The organism is Streptomyces sp. NPDC088762 (genome assembly GCF_044750905.1).
In the GTDB taxonomy this organism is placed as follows: domain Bacteria; phylum Actinomycetota; class Actinomycetes; order Streptomycetales; family Streptomycetaceae; genus Streptomyces.
This window is the reverse complement of sequence record NZ_JBIVKT010000009.1, coordinates 52893-73170: the sequence shown is the minus strand read 5'-3', so window position 1 is coordinate 73170 and position 20278 is coordinate 52893. Positions and strand designations below refer to the sequence as shown.

General features: G+C 73.7%; 16 protein-coding genes. 5 read left to right on the top strand and 11 right to left on the bottom strand.

All coding sequences use genetic code 11. The features are described 5' to 3' along the window. Positions 1–828: 828 nt before the first annotated feature. Complete coding sequence (locus ACIP5M_RS21165) at positions 829–2106, bottom strand: diaminobutyrate--2-oxoglutarate transaminase family protein (protein ID WP_401199467.1); 1278 nt, start codon at positions 2104–2106, stop codon at positions 829–831. Positions 2107–2469: 363 nt separating this feature from the next. Between ACIP5M_RS21165 and ACIP5M_RS21160 the strand changes: the two genes are divergently transcribed. Then, positions 2470–3639 (top strand): trypsin-like serine peptidase, encoded by a 1170-nt coding sequence (locus tag ACIP5M_RS21160; protein ID WP_401199190.1) that lies wholly within the window; start codon positions 2470–2472, stop codon positions 3637–3639. Between the two features lie 121 nt (positions 3640–3760). Here ACIP5M_RS21160 and hflX read toward each other — a convergent pair whose 3' ends face one another. The 6 genes from hflX to miaA all read right to left on the bottom strand — a co-directional run bounded on the left by hflX (position 3761) and on the right by miaA (position 11891). Continuing rightward, the gene (gene hflX / locus ACIP5M_RS21155; RefSeq protein ID WP_401199188.1) at positions 3761–5266 is read right to left on the bottom strand and encodes a GTPase HflX; all 1506 of its coding nucleotides are present in this window, start codon (positions 5264–5266) and stop codon (positions 3761–3763) included. 154 nt (positions 5267–5420) lie between these two features. Further along, positions 5421–6866 carry a M1 family metallopeptidase gene (locus tag ACIP5M_RS21150; protein ID WP_401199186.1) on the bottom strand — a complete coding sequence of 482 codons (1446 nt, stop codon included), beginning with the start codon at positions 6864–6866 and terminating at the stop codon, positions 5421–5423. Between the two features lie 222 nt (positions 6867–7088). Further along, entirely contained in the window at positions 7089–9170 is a 2082-nt protein-coding gene (locus tag ACIP5M_RS21145) for a RelA/SpoT family protein (RefSeq protein ID WP_401199184.1), read from the bottom strand. A 140-nt stretch (positions 9171–9310) separates the two neighbouring features. Next, positions 9311–10186, bottom strand: coding sequence for a diaminopimelate epimerase (dapF, locus tag ACIP5M_RS21140; RefSeq protein WP_401199182.1), 876 nt, complete (start codon positions 10184–10186; stop codon positions 9311–9313). Positions 10187–10262: 76 nt separating this feature from the next. Further along, on the bottom strand, positions 10263–10826 hold the full coding sequence (locus tag ACIP5M_RS21135; RefSeq protein WP_401199181.1) for a hypothetical protein: 564 nt from the start codon (positions 10824–10826) through the stop codon (positions 10263–10265). Positions 10827–10952: 126 nt separating this feature from the next. Then, complete coding sequence (gene miaA, locus ACIP5M_RS21130) at positions 10953–11891, bottom strand: tRNA (adenosine(37)-N6)-dimethylallyltransferase MiaA (RefSeq protein ID WP_401199179.1); 939 nt, start codon at positions 11889–11891, stop codon at positions 10953–10955. Between the two features lie 253 nt (positions 11892–12144). Between miaA and ACIP5M_RS21125 the strand changes: the two genes are divergently transcribed. Both ACIP5M_RS21125 and ACIP5M_RS21120 read left to right on the top strand, forming a co-directional pair. Continuing rightward, positions 12145–12303 carry a gliding motility protein gene (locus tag ACIP5M_RS21125; protein WP_401199177.1) on the top strand — a complete coding sequence of 53 codons (159 nt, stop codon included), beginning with the start codon at positions 12145–12147 and terminating at the stop codon, positions 12301–12303. A gap of 24 nt (positions 12304–12327) precedes the next feature. Further along, complete coding sequence (locus ACIP5M_RS21120; RefSeq protein WP_401199176.1) at positions 12328–12594, top strand: antitoxin; 267 nt, start codon at positions 12328–12330, stop codon at positions 12592–12594. Between the two features lie 147 nt (positions 12595–12741). On the opposite strand, the gene ACIP5M_RS21115 is transcribed toward ACIP5M_RS21120, so the two are convergent. Together ACIP5M_RS21115 and miaB are read right to left on the bottom strand one after the other, a co-directional pair. Further along, on the bottom strand, positions 12742–13479 hold the full coding sequence (locus tag ACIP5M_RS21115) for a hypothetical protein (RefSeq protein ID WP_401199174.1): 738 nt from the start codon (positions 13477–13479) through the stop codon (positions 12742–12744). Positions 13480–13663: 184 nt separating this feature from the next. Continuing rightward, positions 13664–15184, bottom strand: coding sequence for a tRNA (N6-isopentenyl adenosine(37)-C2)-methylthiotransferase MiaB (gene miaB, locus ACIP5M_RS21110; RefSeq protein WP_401199172.1), 1521 nt, complete (start codon positions 15182–15184; stop codon positions 13664–13666). 95 nt (positions 15185–15279) lie between these two features. On the opposite strand from miaB, the gene ACIP5M_RS21105 reads away from it, so the two are divergent. Further along, complete coding sequence (locus ACIP5M_RS21105; protein WP_401199170.1) at positions 15280–16275, top strand: TAXI family TRAP transporter solute-binding subunit; 996 nt, start codon at positions 15280–15282, stop codon at positions 16273–16275. Here ACIP5M_RS21105 and ACIP5M_RS21100 read toward each other — a convergent pair. Then, positions 16265–17353, bottom strand: coding sequence for an ROK family protein (locus tag ACIP5M_RS21100; RefSeq protein ID WP_401199168.1), 1089 nt, complete (start codon positions 17351–17353; stop codon positions 16265–16267). The two genes, ACIP5M_RS21105 and ACIP5M_RS21100, sit on opposite strands and share 11 nt — an antisense overlap. A gap of 21 nt (positions 17354–17374) precedes the next feature. Further along, a complete protein-coding gene (locus ACIP5M_RS21095) occupies positions 17375–18412 on the bottom strand; it encodes a LacI family DNA-binding transcriptional regulator (RefSeq protein ID WP_401199166.1) in 1038 nt (345 codons plus the stop codon). 586 nt (positions 18413–18998) lie between these two features. On the opposite strand from ACIP5M_RS21095, the gene ACIP5M_RS21090 reads away from it, so the two are divergent. Then, positions 18999–20267 (top strand): glycosyl hydrolase, encoded by a 1269-nt coding sequence (locus ACIP5M_RS21090; protein ID WP_401199164.1) that lies wholly within the window; start codon positions 18999–19001, stop codon positions 20265–20267. The last annotated feature ends 11 nt before the right edge of the window (positions 20268–20278 follow it).

Genomic DNA, 20278 nt, shown 5'->3' with positions numbered 1-20278 from the left:
ACGGGCGAGGTCGCCGACAGCGACTGCCCACCCGGCTGGCCCGGATCGCCCCCCGGCACCGGCGGGCGATGGCCATCCCGGGCATCCGGCAGCGGCTGGGGGGCGGGCGCGGTCGCCGGCAGCGGCCAGGAGGTGAGGCCGGTGGGTGGGAGCGGCTCGGCGGCGGGCGCGGACGCGGGCAGCGACCGGAGACCAGGCCGCGTCTCCGGCGAGGCTGGGCGCTCGCTGCCCGGCGCGTCCGGGCGGTCGTCGGGCCGGGCCTCCGGCAGCGGTTGGGGAACCGGCCCAGTCGGCGGCGGCTCCAGGCCGGGCCACGCACCAGGCTGGGCCGGGTCGCCACCGGGGACCGGCGGGCGATGGCCATCCCGAGCATCCGGGCCCGGCCAAGGCGCCGGGCCGGCGGCCGACAGCGGGCGGGGGGCCGCGTCAACGGCCGCCGGGAGCGGCCAAGAGGTAAGGCCGGCGGGTGGGAGCTGCCGGACGGCAGGCTCGGCCGCCGAGAGTGAGCCGGGGGCCGGGCCGGTAGGTGGGAGCTGCCGGGCAGCAGGGTCGGCGGCCGAGAGTGGTCGGGGGGCCGGGCCGGTGGGTGGGAGCTGCCGGGCAGCCGGGTCGGCCGCCGAGAGGGGGCCGGGGGTCGGGTCGGCGGCCGGGAGCGGCCAGGAGGTGAGGCCGGTGGATGGGAGCTGCCGGTGGGCCGGGCCGGTGGGTGCGAGCGGCCGGGGGGCCGCGTCGGCGACGGGTGGGAGCGGCCCGGGGGTGGTGGGGAGGGGGTGGTGGGGAGGCGGGGGCTGGGGCGCGTCGGGCATCGCGGGTCCTTGGGGTGGCGGGTCAGCGGGGCCGGTGGGCGGCGGCCGGGATGGCGTCGGCCAGGCGGTCGAGGACCGCTGCGGCCTGCTCGTCGGTCAGGGTCAGTGGCGGGAGCAACCGGACGACGGCCGAGTGGCGGCCGCCGAGTTCGACAATCAGGCCGCGGTCGAGGCACTCCTGCCGGACGGTCGCGGCGAGGTCCGGTGCGGCGGCGCCGGTGGCGGGGTCGACGAGTTCGATGCCGATCATCAGGCCGCGGCCCCGGACGTCGCCGATGCAGGGCTGGTCGGAGGCCAGGCCCCGCAGGGCCGTCAGCATGCGCTCGCCGAGCGCGCCGGCGCGCTCGGCGAGCCGGTTCTCGCGGACGAAGGCGAGCGTGGCGGTACCGGCGGCCATGGCCAGCTGGTTGCCGCGGAACGTGCCCGCGTGGGCGCCGGGGGCCCAGGCGTCCAGGCCCGCCCGGTAGACGATCACCGCGAGCGGCAGGCTGCCGCCGATCGCCTTCGACAGGACCATCACGTCGGGTACGACGCCGGCGTGGTCGACCCCCCAGAAGGCGCCGGTCCGGCCGACGCCCGTCTGCACCTCGTCCGCGATCAGTGGGATGCCCCGCGCCGCGGTGATCTCGCGCATCCGGCGGAGCCACGCGTCGGGGGCCGGGATGACCCCGCCCTCGCCCTGCAGCGGTTCGACGATCATGCCGGCGGGGGCGGGCACGCCGCCCTTGGGGTCGTCCAGGAGGTTCTCCGCCCAGCGGGCGCCGAGTTCGGCTCCCTCGGGGCCGCCGACTCCGAAGGGGCAGCGGTAGTCCTGCGGATACGGAAGCCGCGTCACCCGTACGTCGGGGGCGCCGCCGGAGACGTCCAGGGCTCCGGCGGTCATCCCGTGGTAGGCACCGGTGAAGGCCAGCAGCCCGGAGCGCCCGGTCGCGGTGCGCACCAGCTTGAGGGCGGCCTCCACGGCGTCCGTCCCGGCCGGCCCGCAGAACTGGATGCGGGCGTCGGCGGCCAGTTCGGGCGGCAGGTTGGCGAACAGCTCGGTGGTGAAGGCGTCCTTGACCGGGGTCGCCAGGTCCAGCACGTGCAGCGGGGCGCCCGAGTCGAGGACTCCCCGGATGGCTTCGAGGACGACCGGATGGTTGTGGCCGAGGGCGAGGGTGCCGGCGCCGGAGAGGCAGTCGAGGTAGCGCCGCCCGTCGGCGCCTTCGATGGTCAGCCCGCGGGCGCGCACCGGGACGATGGGCAGGGAGCGCGCGTAGGTCCGGGCGGCGGACTCCCGCTGCGCCTGCCGCCGCAGGATGCCGTCCGGTGCGGCGGCGGCCCCGCCGGGAGCGCCCGGCCCCGGTGCACGGCCTCCCTGCGCCGGTACTTGGTGGGGGATCTGCTCCGCGGCTGCAGCCGCGGCCGGCTCGGTCAAAGCCACGAGTGTCGTCCTCCCGCACGGATTTCTCTTCCGGATTGCGCCTCGAACACGAACGCTGCTCCCCCATCCCCCGTACGTACCAACGACGGTGACGGCACGGGATCACGGGTGGGCCCAAGATCCTTGCCCGCCAAGGGACGAGACGCAGGAACCGCCGCCCCGGCCTGTGCCGTCCCCAACCTCAGCGGCATAGTGGGGGGCTGCACTCCACGCCTCGAAAACACCAGGGGGACGAACGACATGCGACCGAACCGACCGGTCACCGCGCTCCTGTGCGCGGCCGCGCTCGCGCTGACCGCCTCGGCCTGCGGCCCCGGCGACGGGGAGGCCGGCGGCGACGCCAAGCCCACCGTGGCGGCGAGCCTCCCGGGCACGGACGGGGTCAAGATCCCCGACCAGCTCAAGGACAAGCTGAAGGCACACGGCTTCGACCTGGAGAAGTGGAAGGGGGGCGAGTGGAAGAACTGGAAGCGGGAGGACTGGCTCCGCGAGGCGGGCGACTACATCAACCCGATCATCGAGGGCCTGTGGGACCCGGACCGCATGCGTGACGCCGAGCAGCCCAAGCGCCCGTCCGTCGACCCCGACGCGGGCAAGGACCAGGGCGTCACCGACCCGACGCCGGCGCCGGTGAGCGCCAAGGCGGCCAACGCGCCCTACCACAAGAGCGTTCCGGAGTCCGGCAAGGTGTTCTTCGACGGCCCCGAGGGCTCGATGGTCTGCTCGGCGACCGTGGTGAAGGACCCGGCCCACCCGGGCAAGTCCAACATGGTGTGGACGGCGGGCCACTGCGTGCACGCGGGCAAGTCCGGCGGCTGGTACCGCAACATCGCCTTCGTGCCGTCCTACAACAACGCGGCCAAGCCGGCGGCGCAGCTCAAGGGTGCGCCGCGGGAGCAGGTCGCCCCGTACGGCGTCTGGTGGAGCGACTGGGCTCAGACCTCCGACCAGTGGATCGCGACCGGCGGTCCGACGGGCGGCGCGGGTGCCCCGTACGACTTCGCCGTGCTGCACGTGACGCCCGAGAAGGGCAGCGGCAAGTCGCTGGAGGAGACGGTCGGTTCGGCTCTTCCGGTGGAGTTCAACGCGCCGGCGGTGCAGAAGCTCACGGGCATGACGGCGACCGGTTACCCGGCGGCGGCTCCGTTCGACGGCCAGAAGGCCTACCAGTGCACGGACAAGCCGGGCCGGCTGTCGCTGAACGCGACCGACCCGGTGATGTACCGCATCGGCTGCACCATGACCGGCGGTTCCTCCGGCGGCGGCTGGGTGGCCGCGGGCGCTGACGGCAAGCCGGCGCTGGTGTCGAACACCTCCATCGGTCCCGCCAAGGCGGGCTGGCTGGCCGGTCCGCGGCTCGGCCCGGAGGCGAAGGGCGTTTTCGACGCCGTGAGCGCCAAGTTCAAGTAGTCACGGAACGACGGTGAACGACCGAGGGCCCCCTGCACCGCAGGGGGCCCTCGGTCATTCGTTCTCCGTCACCGCTTGCCGCTCGGCGCGCGATGACGGCTTACCGCTTGCCGCTTGCCGCCTACCGCTTCGCCAGCGCGTACGGAGCCAGGTCCGACGCCAGTTCCTGGTGGACCCGCGCCTTGAGCAGGGTGCCCTCCGGGGTGTGCTCCTCGGAGATCACCTCGCCCTCGGCGTGCGCCTTGGCGACCAGCGAGCCGAGGGTGTACGGCACGAGTGCCTCCACCTCCACCTCGGGCCGCGGCAGCTCGGTGTCGATGAGCGCGAGGAGTTCCTCGATGCCCATGCCCGTGCGTGCCGAGACGGCGATGGAATGCCGCTCGATGCGCAGCAGCCGCTGCAGGACCAGCGGGTCCGCGGCGTCGGCCTTGTTGATCACGACGATCTCGGGCACGTTCACCGCGCCGACCTCGCGGATCACCTCGCGCACCGCCGCCAGCTGCTCCTCCGGCGCCGGGTGCGAGCCGTCCACGATGTGCAGGATGAGGTCGGAATCGCCGACCTCCTCCATCGTGGAGCGGAACGCCTCGACGAGGTGGTGGGGCAGGTGCCGGACGAAGCCGACGGTGTCGGCCAGGGTGTAGATCCGGCCGCTGGGCGTCTCGGCCCGGCGCACGGTCGGGTCGAGGGTGGCGAACAGTGCGTTCTCCACCAGCACGCCCGCGCCCGTGAGGCGGTTGAGCAGCGAGGACTTGCCCGCGTTGGTGTAACCGGCGATGGCGACCGAGGGCACCTTGTTGCGGCGCCGTTCCTGCCGCTTGATGTCGCGGCCGGTCTTCATCTCCGCGATCTCCCGGCGCATCTTCGCCATCTTCTCGCGGATCCGTCGCCGGTCGGTCTCGATCTTGGTCTCACCGGGGCCTCGGGTGGCCATGCCGCCACCGCCGCCGCCACCCATCTGCCGGGACAGCGACTGACCCCAGCCTCGCAGGCGCGGCAGCATGTACTGCATCTGCGCGAGCGCGACCTGCGCCTTGCCCTCTCGGGACTTGGCGTGCTGGGCGAAGATGTCCAGGATCAGGGCGGTCCGGTCGACCACCTTCACCTTGACGACGTCTTCGAGGGCGATGAGCTGGCCGGGGCTGAGCTCGCCGTCACAGACGACGGTGTCGGCGCCGCTCTCCATGACGATGTCGCGCAGTTCCCGGGCCTTGCCGGAGCCGATGAAGGTGGCCGGGTCCGGCTTGTCGCGGCGCTGGATCACGCCGTCGAGTACGAGGGCACCTGCCGTCTCGGCGAGGGCGGCGAGCTCCGCGAGGGAGTTCTCGGCGTCGTTCACCGTGCCGGAGGTCCAGACGCCGACGAGGACGACGCGCTCCAGGCGCAGCTGTCGGTACTCGACCTCGGTGACGTCTTCGAGCTCGGTGGAGAGGCCGGCCACGCGGCGCAGGGCCGCGCGCTCGGAGCGTTCGAACTGCTCGCCGTCGCGGTCTCCGTCGATCTCGTGGCTCCAGGCGACGTCCTCTTCCATCAGGGCATCGGCCCGAAGGCTCTCGGTGAAGCTCTGCGCCTCGCGCACGTCCTGTGCGTCCCGCGCGTCCTGGGAAGGGGAAGAAGAGGAGGTCATTGGATCCTTACGTCGATTCGAATAGCACGGGCACGTGAGCTGCCATGTGAGCCGCCACGTCACCTGTCACGTTAGCTGTCATGTCCAACGTGTCACATCGTCCGGGGATTCCCCGAACGGCCCCGTCGATGGTGACATGCCCGTTCCCCGGAGGTCACACGCTTTTCCCGCCCCACTCCGGGTGCCCGGGCATCGGCGGGGTGGTCTTCCCGTAGAGCCAGGGCTTCAGGAAGGGCTCGAGGTCCCGTCCCGCCTCCTGCGAGGCGAGGCGGACGAAGTCGGCCGTGCCGGCGACCCCGTCCCGGTTCTGCTCCACCCAGCGCCGCTCGACCCGGTCGAAGGCCGGGGCGCCGATCTCCTGCCGCAGCGCGTAGAGGATCAGTGCGGCCCCGTCGTAGACCACGGGCCGGAACAGCCCGATCTTCTCGCCGGGGGCGGCGGGCTTCGGGGCGGCCGGGGGGCCGCCCGCCGCCCTCCACTGGTCGGAGCGCTGGTACGCCTCGCGCATGCGCCGCTCCAGGGAGTACTTGCCGAGGCCGTCCGCGTACAGGGCTTCGTACCAGGTGGCGTGTCCCTCGTTGAGCCACAGGTCGGACCAGGTGCGCGGGGTGACGCTGTCGCCGAACCACTGGTGGGCGAGCTCGTGGACCATGACGGCTTCGACGTACCACTCGGGGTAGCCCTCGCCCGAGAACAGGCTGTGCTCGAAGAGCGAGAGGGTCTGCGTCTCCAGCTCGAAGCCGGTCGTGGCCCGCGCGATCAGCACGCCGTAGTTCTCGAAGGGGTAGCGGCCGACCCGCTCCTCCATCCACGCGATGTGTCCGGCGGTCTTCTTCAGCCAGGGGTCCAGTCGCTGCCGGTCGGCGGCGGGCACCACGTGGCGCAGCGGCAGCCCGTGCGGGCCGGTGTCGTGGACGACGGCGGAACGGCCGACCGAGACCTGGGCCAGCTCGGTGGCCATCGGGTGCAGGGTCTTGTACGTCCACGTGGTCGAGGGGCCCGTGCGCAGGGCCGGGAGGGCCGGGACGGGGACCCCGTTGGCGACGACCGTCAGCCCCTCGGGGGCGGTGACCCGGAAGGTGAAGTAGGCCTTGTCGGCGGGGTGGTCGTTGCAGGGGAAGACGCGGTGGGCGGCATCGGCCTGGTTGGCCATGGCCAGGCCGTCGTCGGTGGGCACCCAGCCGCCGTCGCCGCGGCCGCGCGGGTCGCTGGTGTGCCGGACGGTGATGTGCAGCGGCACGTGGGCCGTGACGGGCTGCGCCGGGGTCAGGACGAGGTCCTCCCCGGCGCTCTCGAAGCGGGCGGGCTCGCCGTTGACCTCGACGGACGCCACCTTGCCATGGGTGAAGTCGAGGTTGATCCGCTCCAGCGGCCGCAGGGTGCGGGCGTCGATGACGGTGACCGCGTCGAGGGGGGTCAGGTTGTCCTTGTACGTGAGGGAGAGGTCGTACGAGAGCACGTCGTACCCGGGGTTCCCGAGCTCGGGGAACAGCGGGTCGCCGATGCCCAGCGCCTTCGGCGGGGGCAGCACGGCGGCGACGAGGGTGAGGGAGGCCGCGGCGAGCAGGGAGGCGCGCAGGCGCGGGGAGGTGAGCTGCATCCACCACCGCTTACCAGGGGCCGGCTCGCGGCCGCGCACGGCGCGCGACGGGTCCACCCGAACGGGACCCTCCGGAGCCGACCGGGCCTACGCACCGCAGCCACCGGCAGTGCGCCCCGCGGGCCGCCCGGGAGACCGCGGCGGGCGGCCGGGAGACCGCGGCCGGCGGCCGGCAGACCGCGTCGGGCCGGCCGAGGGCCGGGGGGACAGGCCGCCCGAGGGCTACGCCCTCTTCACGTCGTACACGCCCGGCACGTCCCGCATCGCCCGCATCAGGGCCGGCAGCCCGGCTGCGTCCGGGAGCTGGAGGGTGTAGGTGTGCCGGACCCGCTGCTCGACCGGGGGTTCCACGGTCGCGGAGACCACCTCGACGCCCTCGCGGGCGATGGCCTCGGTCAGGTCGGCCAGCAGGTGGGGGCGGCCGAACGATTCGGCTACCAGCGTGACCCGGCAGTCCGCCGTCGCCCGCCAGTGCACGGCGACCGGGGTGCGTCCCACCGCGCGCATCTGTGCCACCGCCGCGCAGTGGATGCGGTGCACGGTGACGGCTCCGCCCCTGACCACGAATCCGGCGACGGCGTCCGGCGGTACGGGGGTGCAGCACCCGGCGAGCCGCACGGTGGCGTTCGGCAGGTCGACGACGGCGTTGCCCCCGCCGCCCCGGGCTCCGACCACGGACAGCGGGGCCCGGGCGGCGGTGGGGGTGGTCATCGCGCGGTCGGGGTGGGCTTCGAGCCAGGTGCTGATGGCGATCCGGGCGGCGGGGGTCCGCGCGTGGTCCAGCCACTCGGCGGCGGGGCCCGAGGAGGCGTCCTGCGCGAGCAGCAGCTGCACGGTGTCCCCGTCGGACAGCGGGGAGGAGAGGGAGGTCAGGCGCCCGTTGACGCGGGCGCCGATACAGCCGTGGGCCGCCTCGCCGTGCTGGGCGTAGGCGGCGTCGATACAGCTGGCCCCGGCGGGCAGGCCGAGCGTGCCCCCGTCGGCCCGGAACACGGTGATCTCCCGGTCCTGGGCCAGTTCCGCGCGCAGCACGCTCCAGAAGGTGTCGGGGTCGGGCGCGGACTGCTGCCAGTCGAGCAGCCGGGACAGCCAGCCGGGCCGCGTCGGGTCCACCCGCTCCTCGTCGGGATCCGCGGCGGTGTCCGCCGTCCCGGTGGCGTACGGATTGCCGAGCGCCACCACGCCCGCCTCGGCGACGCGGTGCATTTGCCGGGTGCGGACGATGACTTCGGCGACGTGGCCCTCGGGCGTGGCGACCGCGGTGTGCAGCGACTGGTAGAGGTTGAACTTCGGGACGGCGATGAAGTCCTTGAACTCCGAGACGACGGGGGTGAAGCAGGTGTGGAGCTCCCCGAGCACGGCGTAGCAGTCGGCGTTCTCGCCGACGAGGACGAGGACGCGGCCGAAGTCGGATCCGCGCAGCTCGCCGCGTTTGAGGGCGATGCGGTGGACGGAGACGAAGTGCCGGGGCCTGATCTGCACTTCGGCGGCGATGCCGGCCTCGCGCAGGACGGTCCGTACGGAGTCGGCGATGGCGGGCAGCGGGTCGCGTTCCCCGGCGTGGGCCGCGATGAGCGCGCGGGTCTGCTCGTATTCCTCGGGGTGGAGGATGGCGAAGACGAGGTCTTCCAGCTCCGTCTTGAGGGCCTGGACGCCGAGCCGTTCGGCGAGCGGGATGAGGACGTCGCGGGTGACCTTCGCGATGCGGGCCTGTTTCTCGGGACGCATCACGCCGAGGGTGCGCATGTTGTGCAGCCGGTCGGCGAGTTTGATGGACATGACGCGGACGTCGTTGCCGGTGGCGACGAGCATCTTGCGGAAGGTCTCGGGTTCGGCGGCGGCGCCGTAGTCGATCTTCTCGACCTTGGTGACGCCGTCGACGATGAAGCAGACCTCGTCGCCGAACTCCTCCCGGACCTGATCGAGGGTCACATCGGTGTCCTCGACGGTGTCGTGGAGGAGAGAGGCCGTCAAGGTGGTGGTTTCCGCGCCGAGTTCGGCGAGGATCAGGGTGACGGCGAGCGGATGTGTGATGTACGGCTCACCGCTTTTGCGCATCTGGCCGCGGTGCGAGGTCTCCGCGAGCAGGTAGGCGCGCCGCAGAATGGACAGATCGGCGTCCGGATGGTGGGCGCGGTGGGCCTCGGCGACGTGGCCGATGGCGTCCGGCAGCCGGTCGCGGGACGTGGGCCCGAGCAGGGCGGCGCGGCCGAGCCGGCGCAGATCGAGCCTGGTCCGGCCGCGTCTGCGGAGCTCAGGGCGCGCTTCGGGGTGTGCTTCTGGGTTCGTGGCCTCTGCACTCATGGGCACCTCCGGCGGCTTCGACCGGCGGTGGCGGGCATGGGGTGAGCCCTCAGGGCCGGTGCCTGATGTTACCGACCCCACCACGTGGCGCAGTCCACCTCTCGCACAGCGTGAAACGGATCACCCATTAGAGGGAAGCTTCACGCGAAAGCCGTTTCGGTGAGCCAGGACGCGTCGAACTCGCCCGCGGCCACGATCACGGCCGGTCCGGTCATGTCGATGCGGCCGTCGGGGTGTTCGGTGATGACGAGGGTGCCGCCGGGCAGGTCGACGGTGTACGTGACCGGCTCGCCGGTGGTCGCCGGGTCCACGCCGTCGCGGCGGATGGCCGCCACGGCGACGGCGCAGGCGCCGGTGCCGCAGGAGCGGGTCTCGCCCGAGCCGCGCTCGTGGACGCGCATGGCGACGTGCCGGGGGCCGCGGTCGACGACGAACTCGACGTTGACACCCGTCGGGTAGGCGGACGCGGGGCTGAACGGCGGGGCGGTGTACAGGTTCCCGGCGTCGTCGAGGCTTTCAACGAACGCCACCGCGTGCGGGTTCCCCATGTTCACGTTGCGTGCGGGCCAGCTGCGGGACCCGACGCTGACGGTGACCTCGCCCTCCGGGAACGTGGCGCGGCCCATGGAAACGGTGACGTCGCCGGTCTTGTCCAGGTGGACGCGCTTGACTCCGCCACGGGTGGCGATCGCGAGGTCACCGGGCTCGACGTGGCCGGCGTACTCGAGGTAGCGGGCGAAGACGCGCACGCCATTGCCGCACATCTCGGCGATCGAGCCGTCGCTGTTGCGGTAGTCCATGAACCACTCCGCCTCGCCGGCCAGGTGAGCGGCATCGGGGTGCGCGGCGGACCGGACGACGTGCAGGACGCCGTCCGCGCCGATCCCGGCGCGCCGGTCGCACAGCTTCGCGACGGCGGACGCGGGCAGCTCGATGGCGTTGTCCGGGTCCGGGACGATCACGAAGTCGTTCTCGGTGCCGTGGCCCTTGAGGAAGGAGAGGGGGGTGTGCGTCACCCGTCCATCGTATCGAGCCCCTGCTCAGAGGCGCCGATCGGTCCGCGGGCCGGACATCCCGGGCGGCGCGGCCCGCTCAGCGCAGGCGGGCGACCCGGTACACGGCGAGCGCCACGACGGCCAGCGCGGCCACCGCGTACAGCGCGGCCATGCGCCAGTCGGGGCGGCGGCCGCTGCCCCGGGCCGGGAGTCCGGGCCAGGTGTAGCCCACCCGCCGGGCGGCCATCATCCCCCAGCCGCCCGCGCAGCAGCTGATCAGGAAACCGAGCATGGCGACGACGGCTCCGCCGTCCCCGAACTCGAAGGCGAGCGGGAAGGCGAACATCAGCGAGCCGGCGGCGGCGAGCAGCACGATGGGGGCGATCTGCCACAGGCGCAGGCGGCGCTGCGGACGCAGTTCCACCTCGAACTCCGGTCCGGCGGCGGCCTCGGCCTCCGCGGAGTCCGGTGTGTCCGGGCCGTCGGGGGTCAGGCGCGCCGGCTCGGCGGGCAGCCCGAGAACGGCGGAACCGTCGGGGCCCTCAGGGCCTCCGGGGCCGCCGGCTCGGCCGGGGCCTTCCGGCCGGTCGAGAAGCTTCGGGTCCGCTTCCCGCCGGGTGTTGTCCCGCCCGGTGTCACGAGGGCCGGCCTCCATCGCCACGCGCCCTCCCCACTCGGACTCAGTACGCCGCCATTCACTGCCGGTGACCGCACCGTCAGGAGTTTGATGATGGCACGCCCGGAGCCCCCGAACGGGCGCCCGGGGCGTCCCGATGCCATCACGTGATCAGGCTGTGACCGCTCGTTCGACCAACGACTGCGCGAATCCGGGGAGTTCCCCGCGGTCGGCGACGCCCCCGCTGAGCCAGTGCACGCGGGGGTCGCGGCGGAACCAGGAGTCCTGGCGGCGGGCGAACCGCTTGGTGGCCCGGACGGTTTCGGCCCTGGCCTCCTCCTCGGTGCACTCGCCGGCGAGCGCGGCCAGCACCTGCTGGTAGCCGAGCGCCCTGGAAGCGGTGATTCCGTCGCGCAGGCCGCGGGCCTCCAGCGCGCGGACCTCGTCCACCAGCCCGGCCTCCCACATGCGGTCCACGCGCAGCGCGATCCGCTCGTCGAGCTCCGGCCGGGCCACGTCGACGCCGATCTGCACGGTGTCGTAGACGGACTCGTGGCCGGGCAGGTTGGCCGTGTAGGGGCGGCCGGTGATCTCGATGACCTCCAGCGCACGGACGATGCGGCGGCCGTTGCTGGGCAGGATCGCCCGGGCCGCGGCCGGGTCGGCGGCGGCGAGCCGGGCGTGCAGGGCGCCGGAGCCGCGCAGGGTGAGCTCTTCCTCCAGGCGGGCCCGGACCTCGGGGTCGGTGCCGGGGAACTCCATGGCGTCGAGCGCGCCGCGTACGTACAGGCCGGAGCCGCCGACGAGGACGGGCGTACGGCCCTCGGCGAGCAGCTTGTCGATCTCGATGCGGGCCAGGCGCTGGTACTCGGCGACGCTCGCGGTCTCCGTGACGTCCCAGATGTCGAGGAGGTGGTGCGGGACCCCTCCGCGCTCGGCGGTCGTCAGCTTGGCGGTGCCGATGTCCATCCCCCGGTACAGCTGCATGGAGTCGGCGTTGACGACTTCGCCGTCGAAATGACGGGCCAGGTGGACGCCCAGATCGGACTTTCCGGCCGCGGTGGGTCCGACGACGGCGATGACCCGCGGTGCGGGGGCTGCTTTCCTCACCGCCCCAGTCTCTCAGCCCCAGGTCAAGACGCGGACATGTACCCGATCGGGTTACGTGACGGGATGGGGGCGGGGTCGTTGCCCTGGCGAGGTTCCGGCCCGGCGTGTGCCCGGCGCACGTCCGGCCCCAATCCGGTGGAGGCCGGTCCGGCCAAGGCGGAACTTCACTCGCACGAGTAACGTTATGGGAGTAGACATGGGCGTTTTTGATCGGTTTTTTCGTCGTAAGGGCGAGGTTGCGACCGAGGAGGCCGTGGCCGAGACCCTGACGGCGGAGTCTGCCGAGGCCGAAGGAACCGAGGCCGCGCCTGCTGTCGAGGAGACTCCCGCGGTGGAAGCCGTGGACATTCCGAAGCAGCAGTCGGCCGAGGTGGCCGCGGACAGTGATGCCGGCGAGGGCGCCCGTACGTAGCCACCCGCCATTGGAAGGTGACCCATGGGCCTGCTGGACAATCTCAAGGCCAAGCTCGCTCCGGCGAAGGAAAAGGTCGGCGATCTCGCCCAGAAGAACGAGGGCAGGATCGGCGAAGGTCTGGACAAGGTCGCCAAGGTCGTGGACACCAAGACCAAGGGCAAGTACAGCGACCGCATCACCAGCGTCGAGGGCAAGGCGAAGGACGCCCTGGGCAAGATCGCGCACAAGGACGCCCCCGGCGGGCAGACGCCACCGGCGCCGCCGACAACGCCGCCGATGGCTTCCTGACGCGGTCCTTCGAAGGGGCGCGGAACCGGCACCGGCCGGTTCCGCGTCCCTTCGGCGTTGTCCCGGACCGGGCTGCTGCGGCCCGCCGGGTGCCCAAGGGCGTGTCGTCCCAGTACCGCCCGGCCGGCGCTGCCGTGACGACAGGCCCTAGGACCAGGCCGCCACGAAGTACCCCACGCCGTACGGTGCGTCCTCGTACAGAAGCCGGCCGTCGAGGCCCGCGCCCTCGGCGGCCCCGGCCAGTACCTGCCAGGGGGCCCGGCCGGCGGCCAGGAGCTCGGCCGCGAGTTCTGCGTCGAGGGCGGCGAGCGCGGACGCGTCGGCGGAGGCCAGCGCGCGGGCGGCGGCCGCGTCGAAAGCGGCGGCCCGCTCGTCGAGATAGCCGGGGGCCTTCAGGGTCCGGCAGGCGCTGCCGTCACCCATCACGAGCAGGGCCACACGGGACGCGCGTGCGGCGATCTCCCGGCCGGCTTCCAGGCACCGTGCGGTGTCCAGCGGCTCCCCTACCCCGAGCCCCTCGACGGGGGCGGCGGCCCAGCGTGCCTGCCGCAGCAGCCAGGCGGCCACGGCGAGCGCGGGCGGCAGCGGGCGCGCGCCCTCCGGGCCCTCGCCCTCGCCCTGGCCCACGCCCTGGCCCTCGCCCAGCCGTACGTCGGCCTCGACGCCGAATCCGCGGAAGCTGCCGCGGGCGCCTTGTGGGTAGGGCCCGCGGTGGTCCCGGTCGGCGGCCCCGACGACGACCAGCAGGTCGGGCCGGGAGGCGGCGAGCACGGCGAGCGCGTCCGAGCAGGCGGTGCGGGCATCGCCCAGCTCGGCGGCGGCGCCCGCGGCGACCTCGGGCACGAGGAGCGGCGGGGCGGGGCAGACGGCGGCGGCTACGAGCATGATCCGCAGCCTAACGCTGCCGCGGGGCGGGCGGGGGTGCCGGGCCCGTGGCTCCGCCGGTTCCTGGGGCCGTGGTGCGGCGCCGTGGCGCAAGCGGCCCCGGCTGCGCCGGCTTTCCGGGGCTCCGCCCCGGACCCCGCGCCTCAAACGCCGGCGAGGCTGGAGGGGGCCGCGGTCCCCCCGGTCAGCCCTGCGGTGCCGCGCAGCCCGACGTGGCGGCCGGGAGGGGGGCCGGGACGCCCAGGGTGGGGATGCCGAGCATGACGCCTGCCGGCTGGGACGGGGCCGCGTTGCGCTTCTCCCAGGCGTCGCCGGCACGGGTGCGGCGGACGGTCAGGGTCGGGCCCTCGGCCAGGAGGTGGTGCGGGGCCGCGTAGGTGATGTCGACGGTGACCACGTCGCCCGGGCGGACCTCCTCGTCCGGCTTCGTGAAGTGGACGAGGCGGTTGTCGGGGGCGCGGCCGGACAGCCGGTGCGTGGCGCCGTCCTTGCGGCCCTCGCCCTCCGCGACCATGACCTCCAGGGTGCGGCCGACCTGCTTCTTGTTCTCCTCCCAGGAGATCTCCTCCTGGAGGGCGACCAGGCGCATGTAGCGGTCCTGCACGACCTCCTTGGGGATCTGCCCGTCCATGTCGGCCGCGGGGGTGCCGGGCCGCTTGGAGTACTGGAAGGTGAAGGCGCTCGCGAAGCGGGCCTCGCGCACCACGTGCATCGTCTGCTGGAAGTCCTCCTCCGTCTCACCGGGGAAGCCCACGATGATGTCGGTGGAGATCGCGGCGTGCGGGATCGCGGCGCGGACCTTCTCGATGATGCCGAGGAAGCGCTCCTGCCGGTACGAGCGGCGCATCGCCTTCAGGATCGGGTCCGAGCCCGACTGCAGCGGCATGTGCAGCTGCGGCATCACGTTCGGGGTCTCCGCCATGGCGGCGATCACGTCGTCCGTGAAGTCGCGCGGGTGCGGCGAGGTGAAGCGGACCCGCTCCAGGCCCTCGATCTGGCCGCAGGCGCGCAGCAGCTTGCTGAAGGCCTCGCGGTCGCCCAGGTCGGAACCGTAGGCGTTCACGTTCTGGCCGAGCAGGGTGATCTCCGAGACGCCCTCGGCGACCAGGGCCTCCACCTCGGCGAGGATGTCGCCGGGGCGGCGGTCCTCCTCCTTGCCGCGCAGCGCCGGGACAATGCAGAAGGTGCACGTGTTGTTGCAGCCGACGGAGATCGAGACCCAGGCGGCGTACGCGGACTCGCGGCGGGTCGGGAGCGTGGAGGGGAAGGCCTCCAGCGACTCGGCGATCTCGACCTGGGCCTCTTCCTGGATGCGGGCGCGCTCCAGCAGCACGGGCAGCTTGCCGATGTTGTGCGTACCGAAGACGACGTCGACCCAGGGGGCCTTCTTGACGATCGTGTCGCGGTCCTTCTGCGCGAGGCAGCCGCCGACGGCGATCTGCATGCCGGGGCGCTTCGTCTTCATGGGGGCCAGCCGGCCGAGGTTGCCGTACAGCTTGTTGTCGGCGTTCTCGCGGACCGCGCAGGTGTTGAAGACCACCACGTCGGCGTCGCCGTCCGAACCCTCGGGCGCCCGGACGTAGCCGGCGTCCTCCAGCAGACCGGAGAGCCGCTCCGAGTCGTGCACGTTCATCTGGCACCCGTAGGTGCGCACCTCGTAGCTTCGCTTCACGTCCACTGCCTGGCTCCGGTCGCTGCTGGTCATGCACCAAGGGTAGGCGGTACCCGGAAGCGCTCCGGCCGTGCGGGCCCGGGGGACGGGCCGTGACAGGACGGCGGCCGGGTGGCAGGATCGCGGCCATGCCTCTCGTACCGCCCCGGATCAGCAGGCGCCGTGCCCTGCGGGCCCTGGTGGCCGTACTCGCCGTACTCGGCGCCCTGGTGTGGTGGCTGAGGCCCTTCGGGGAGCCGGAACTCACGGGCAGCCTGACCTTCAGCACGGGCGTGCGCAGCGGGGTCTACCACCGCTACGGGCTGCTGCTGGAGCAGCAGCTGCGACGGGACATGCCCGGGGTCAAGGTGTCGCTGGAGACCAGCGAGGGCTCCCAGCAGAACCTCCAGCGGGTGGCCGCCGGGGAGGCCGACTTCACGGTGGCGACGGCGGACGCGGTGGCCAAGTACCGCCAGGACGGCCGGCCGGGCGCGACGACGCTGCGCGGCTGCGCGCGGCTCTACGACGACTACGTGCAGCTGGTGGTGCCGGCCGGGTCCCCGGTCCAGTCGGCGCGGGACCTGCGCGGCAAGCGGGTCGCGGTCGGCCAGGCGGGTTCGGGGGTGCGGCTCATCTCCGAGCGGCTGCTGACGGCGGCCAAGCTGGATCCGGCGAAAGACGTCACCGCGGTGTCCATCGGCATCGACACCATGCCGCAGGAGCTGGAGGCGGGCCGGATCGACGCGTTCTTCTGGTCCGGTGGCCTGCCCACGAACGCGGTGCGCGAGCTGTCGGAGCGGTTCGAGATCCGGCTCGTGCAGCTCGGCGACCTGGTGGAGCAGCTGCAGGGGACGGGCAGCCCGGCGCGCTACTACCGGGCGGCGGTGATGCCGCAGGACGCGTACGCCCGGGCCCGCAACACCAGCGCGGTGTCGACCCTGGCGGTGCCGAACCTGCTGGTGACCACCGACAAGACGGACCCCGAGCTGACCGAGCGGTTCACCCGGACCGTGATCCTCAGCCGCGACCGCATCGGGCACGAGGTCCACGCGGCGCAGCTGGTGGATCTGCGGACGGCGATCTACACCGATCCCCTGGACCTGCACGAGGGCGCGCGGCGCTACTACCGCTCGGTCAAGCCGTAGCGTCCTGCGGCAGCAGCATGGTGGCCGCGGCGGCCGCGCCGATCAGTCCCGCGTGCGTGCCCAGGGTCGCCGGGACCACCTGGAGCTCCCGTACGAAGGACAGGGTGGCGTAGGCGGCGAGGTGTTCCCGGATCGGGGCGAAGAGCGTGTCGCCGGAGGCCGCGACGCCCCCGCCGATGACCGCGATGTCCGTTTCCACGAGGGTGGCGGTGGCCGCGATGGCCGCGGCCAGGGCCCGGCCGGCGCGGTCGAAGGCGGCCAGGGCGATGGGGTCGCCGGCCGCGGCGGCCGCGGCCACGCCCGCCGCCGTGGCGTCGCCCGCGTCGCCCGTGGCTCCCTCGGCGCTCTCGGTGCCGGCGCCGTGGCCCGCCCCCGCCGGGGTCCAGCCCTGGGCCAGGGCCCAGCGGGCGATCGCCGTGCCGGAGGCGATGGACTCCACGCAGCCACGGCCCCCGCAGACGCACGGCTCACCGTCGAAGGCCACGCTGATGTGGCCGATGTGACCCGCGTTGCCCGTGGGGCCGGGGTGGAGCTGGTTGTTCAGGACGAGGCCGCCGCCGACGCCCGTGGAGACCACCATGCACAGCGCGTTCGCGTGGCCCCGGGCCGCGCCCAGCCAGTGCTCGGCCGCGGTCATCGCCACGCCGTCGCCCACCAGCACCGTCGGCACGTCCGCCCCGCGCGCCGCGAGCTCCGCCGCGATCCGGGCCTGGACCGGGAACTCCCGCCACGCCCCGATGTTGACCGGGCTGACCGTGCCCCGGGAGGCGTCGACCGGTCCTGCGCTGCCGATGCCGCAGCGGACCACCGAGCTCCACAGGGGCGAGCCGGCGAGGTCGGCGATCACCTCGGTCACCGCCGCCATCACCGCCTCCGCGCCGGCGCCCGGGCCCCCGCCGTGGTCCTCGCCCGCGTCCGCGGCGCGCGGGGTCGGACGCCGCGTCGTGGCCGTCATCGTCCCGTCGGGGTGCACCAGCGCCCCGGCGATCTTCGTGCCGCCGATGTCGATCGCCACCGTCAGGCCTGCGGCCGAGGCGCCGGCGCGCGGTGCGGGGAAGGGGGCGGTGGGGGTGGTCACGGTGGCGGCTCCAGGAAGGGGTCAGGATTCAGTATGCGCCGCGGGAGGCGCCGTACTCTCGCGCGGCTCCAGCCGCGGCCTCTCGCTCTCCCGTACCCCGGGCGGGCCTCCCGCGAGCACGGCGAGGAGTTCCCCGGCGGCCAGCCGCCCGAAGCCGGCGGTGTCCCGGACGAGAGCGGTGAGCCGGGGATGGGTGACCCGGCAGAGCGCGGAGTCGTCCCAGGCGACGATCGAGAGCCGGCCCGGCACGGGGATGCCCAGCTCGGCCGCGACCGCGCTGCCCGCCACGGCCATCACGTCGTTGTCGTAGACGAGGGCCGTGGGCGGCACGGGCTCGGCGAGGACCCGCCGGGTGGCCGCCGCGCCCTCGGCGTCGGAGTAGTCGGTGACCACCGAGCGCACCCGGTCCGGTCCCAGCCCGCGCCGCGCTGCCTCGGCGCGCAGGGATTCCATCCGGCGGGCCGTGTGCGCGAGGCCGGGCAGACCAGCGATGTGGACGATGCGGCGGTGGCCGAGCCCGTGGAGGTGGTCCAGGACCTGGGCCATCGCCCCGGCGTCGTCGGCCCGGACCGAGGAGAGGGTGGCGGAGGATTCGGCCGAACCGACGGTGACCGCGGGCAGGGCGAGCTGCCCGAGGAGCTCCGGACGCGGGTCCCGGGTGCGCGGGTCGACGACGATCACTCCGTCGACCCGCCGCTCGGCCCACCAGCGGCGGTAGAGGGCGCATTCGGCGTCGATGTCCTCGACGACCTGGAACAGCAGGGCGGTCCGGGCGGCGGAGAGGACCTCCTGTATGCCCGAGACGAGTTGGAGGAAGAAGGACTCGACGCCGAGCGTGTGCGCGGGCCGGGCGAGGACGAGCCCGACGGCTCCGGAGCGCTCCCCGGAGAGGGCGCGGGCCGCGCTGTTGGGCTGCCAGCCGAGCTCCTCGGCGACGCGGCGGATCCGGGCGCGGGTGTCCCGGGAGACGCCGGGCCGGTCGTTGAGCGCGAAGGACACGGCGCTCTCGGAGACCCCGGCCTGGCGGGCGATGTCCTTGATGGTGGGTCTGCGGGCCATGGCCTGCCTCATTCATCCTTCGGCTCGGCGGGGACGTGAACGGCAATGGCCGGACCGTACGCCATCCTGCCCGGCCGGGCCGCCGCGACCACCGCCCGCCGACTCCCCTGCGAGACGGCCGGCCGGGAGCCCACCGTCTTTTGTGCGTACGAGACTTCGCGCACGGGCACCCGGCCGGCCCGTCCGCATCTCCCAGGCGGCGGGAGGCGGCCACCCCCCGGCCGAGCCGCGCCGCCGGCCAGGAGTGCGCCCGGACCGGCGAGGTGCCGGACGGCCCTCCGGATACGGGTACGGACGACGCGGGCGGGGGATTCCGGCAAGCCGGCGAAGAGCCGCCGGGCGGCCACGGACGTGACCGGAATACCCCTGCCCAATTCCTCCCCGATCCTCGCGCACCAGGGTGAGCTAAACCGCATTAGCCCGATCGGGTTCAGCGCCCACACCCCTTCCGTCAACGGGACTGAAGCACATAAGTACTGACGCCCGCGAAGGCCGAACGCCCGAGCATCGAGGCCCTGTTGACTTTACGGTGCGGTGCGCGGCAGTTTATGGGTCCGGCGAATTCCCCTGCACTCAGGGACACTTCATGCCCCACGCCTCCCGCCCGCCCCGGACCCTCCGCTTCGGCGCCAACTACACCCCGGCGCGCGGCTGGTTCCACCACTGGCTGGACTTCGACCTCGACGAGGTCAGAGCCGACCTCGACTCGATCGCCGCGCTCGGGCTGGACCATGTCCGCGTGTTCGCGCTGTGGCCGCTGTTCCAGCCCAACCGGACCCTGATCCGGCCGCGCGCGGTCGAGCAGCTCGTCGCGCTCGCCGACGCGGCCGCCGACTGCGGGCTCGACGTCAACGTGGACGGCCTGCAAGGGCACCTGTCGAGTTTCGACTTCCTGCCCGCCTGGACCCGGACCTGGCACCGGCGCAACATCTTCGGCGACCCCGACGTGATCGCCGGGCAGGAGGAGTACCTGCGCACGCTGGCCGCCGCCCTCGCGGACCGCCCCAACTTCCTCGGCATGACGGTCGGCAACGAGATCAACCAGTTCTCCGACGCCCCGCACCCCGACCCCGACCGGATCACGCGGGCCCAGGCGGACCGCTGGCTGGAGCGGATGCTGGCCGCCTGCGAGGAGGGCGCCCCCGGCAGGTTCCACCTGCACGCCGAGTACGACGCCGCCTGGTACCGGGACGGGCATCCCTTCACGGCGGCCCAGGCGGCCCGGCTCGGCGCGGCCACCGCCGTGCACTCGTGGGTGTTCAACGGCACCGCGCAGCGCCACGGCCCGGCGGGGACGGCGACCGAGCACCACGCCGCGTACCTGATCGAGCTCTCCAAAGCCTGGGCCCGCAACCCGCACCGCCCGGTCTGGCTCCAGGAGGTCGGAGCGCCCGCGCCGCTGATCGCGCCGGAGCGGGCGGCGCGGTTCACCGCGGCCACCGTCGCGAACGCCCTGGACTGCCCGGACCTCTGGGGCGTGACCTGGTGGTGCTCGCACGACGTGTCGCGGGAGCTCGCGGACTTCCCGGAACTGGAGTACGGCCTCGGGCTGCTCACCAACGGCCGCCGCGTCAAGCCGGCCGGCGCCACCCTCGCGCGGATCACCGAGCAGTGGCGCGGGCGCCCGCACGAACCACCCGTACGGACCACCGCGCTGGCGGTGGACGTCGGCGGGGCCGAGGAGGCTCCGCGACGCTCGGTGTGCGCCCCGGGCGGCGCCTTCTTCGAGGCCTGGGCGGCGCTCACCGCGCGGGGGGTGCGCCCGGCGGTGGTGCTGGCCGAGCTCGCCGAGGACCCCGCGCACCTGTCCGCGCGCGGCATCACCGAGGTGCTGTGCGTGTCCGACCTCACCTGACCGTCCCCCGC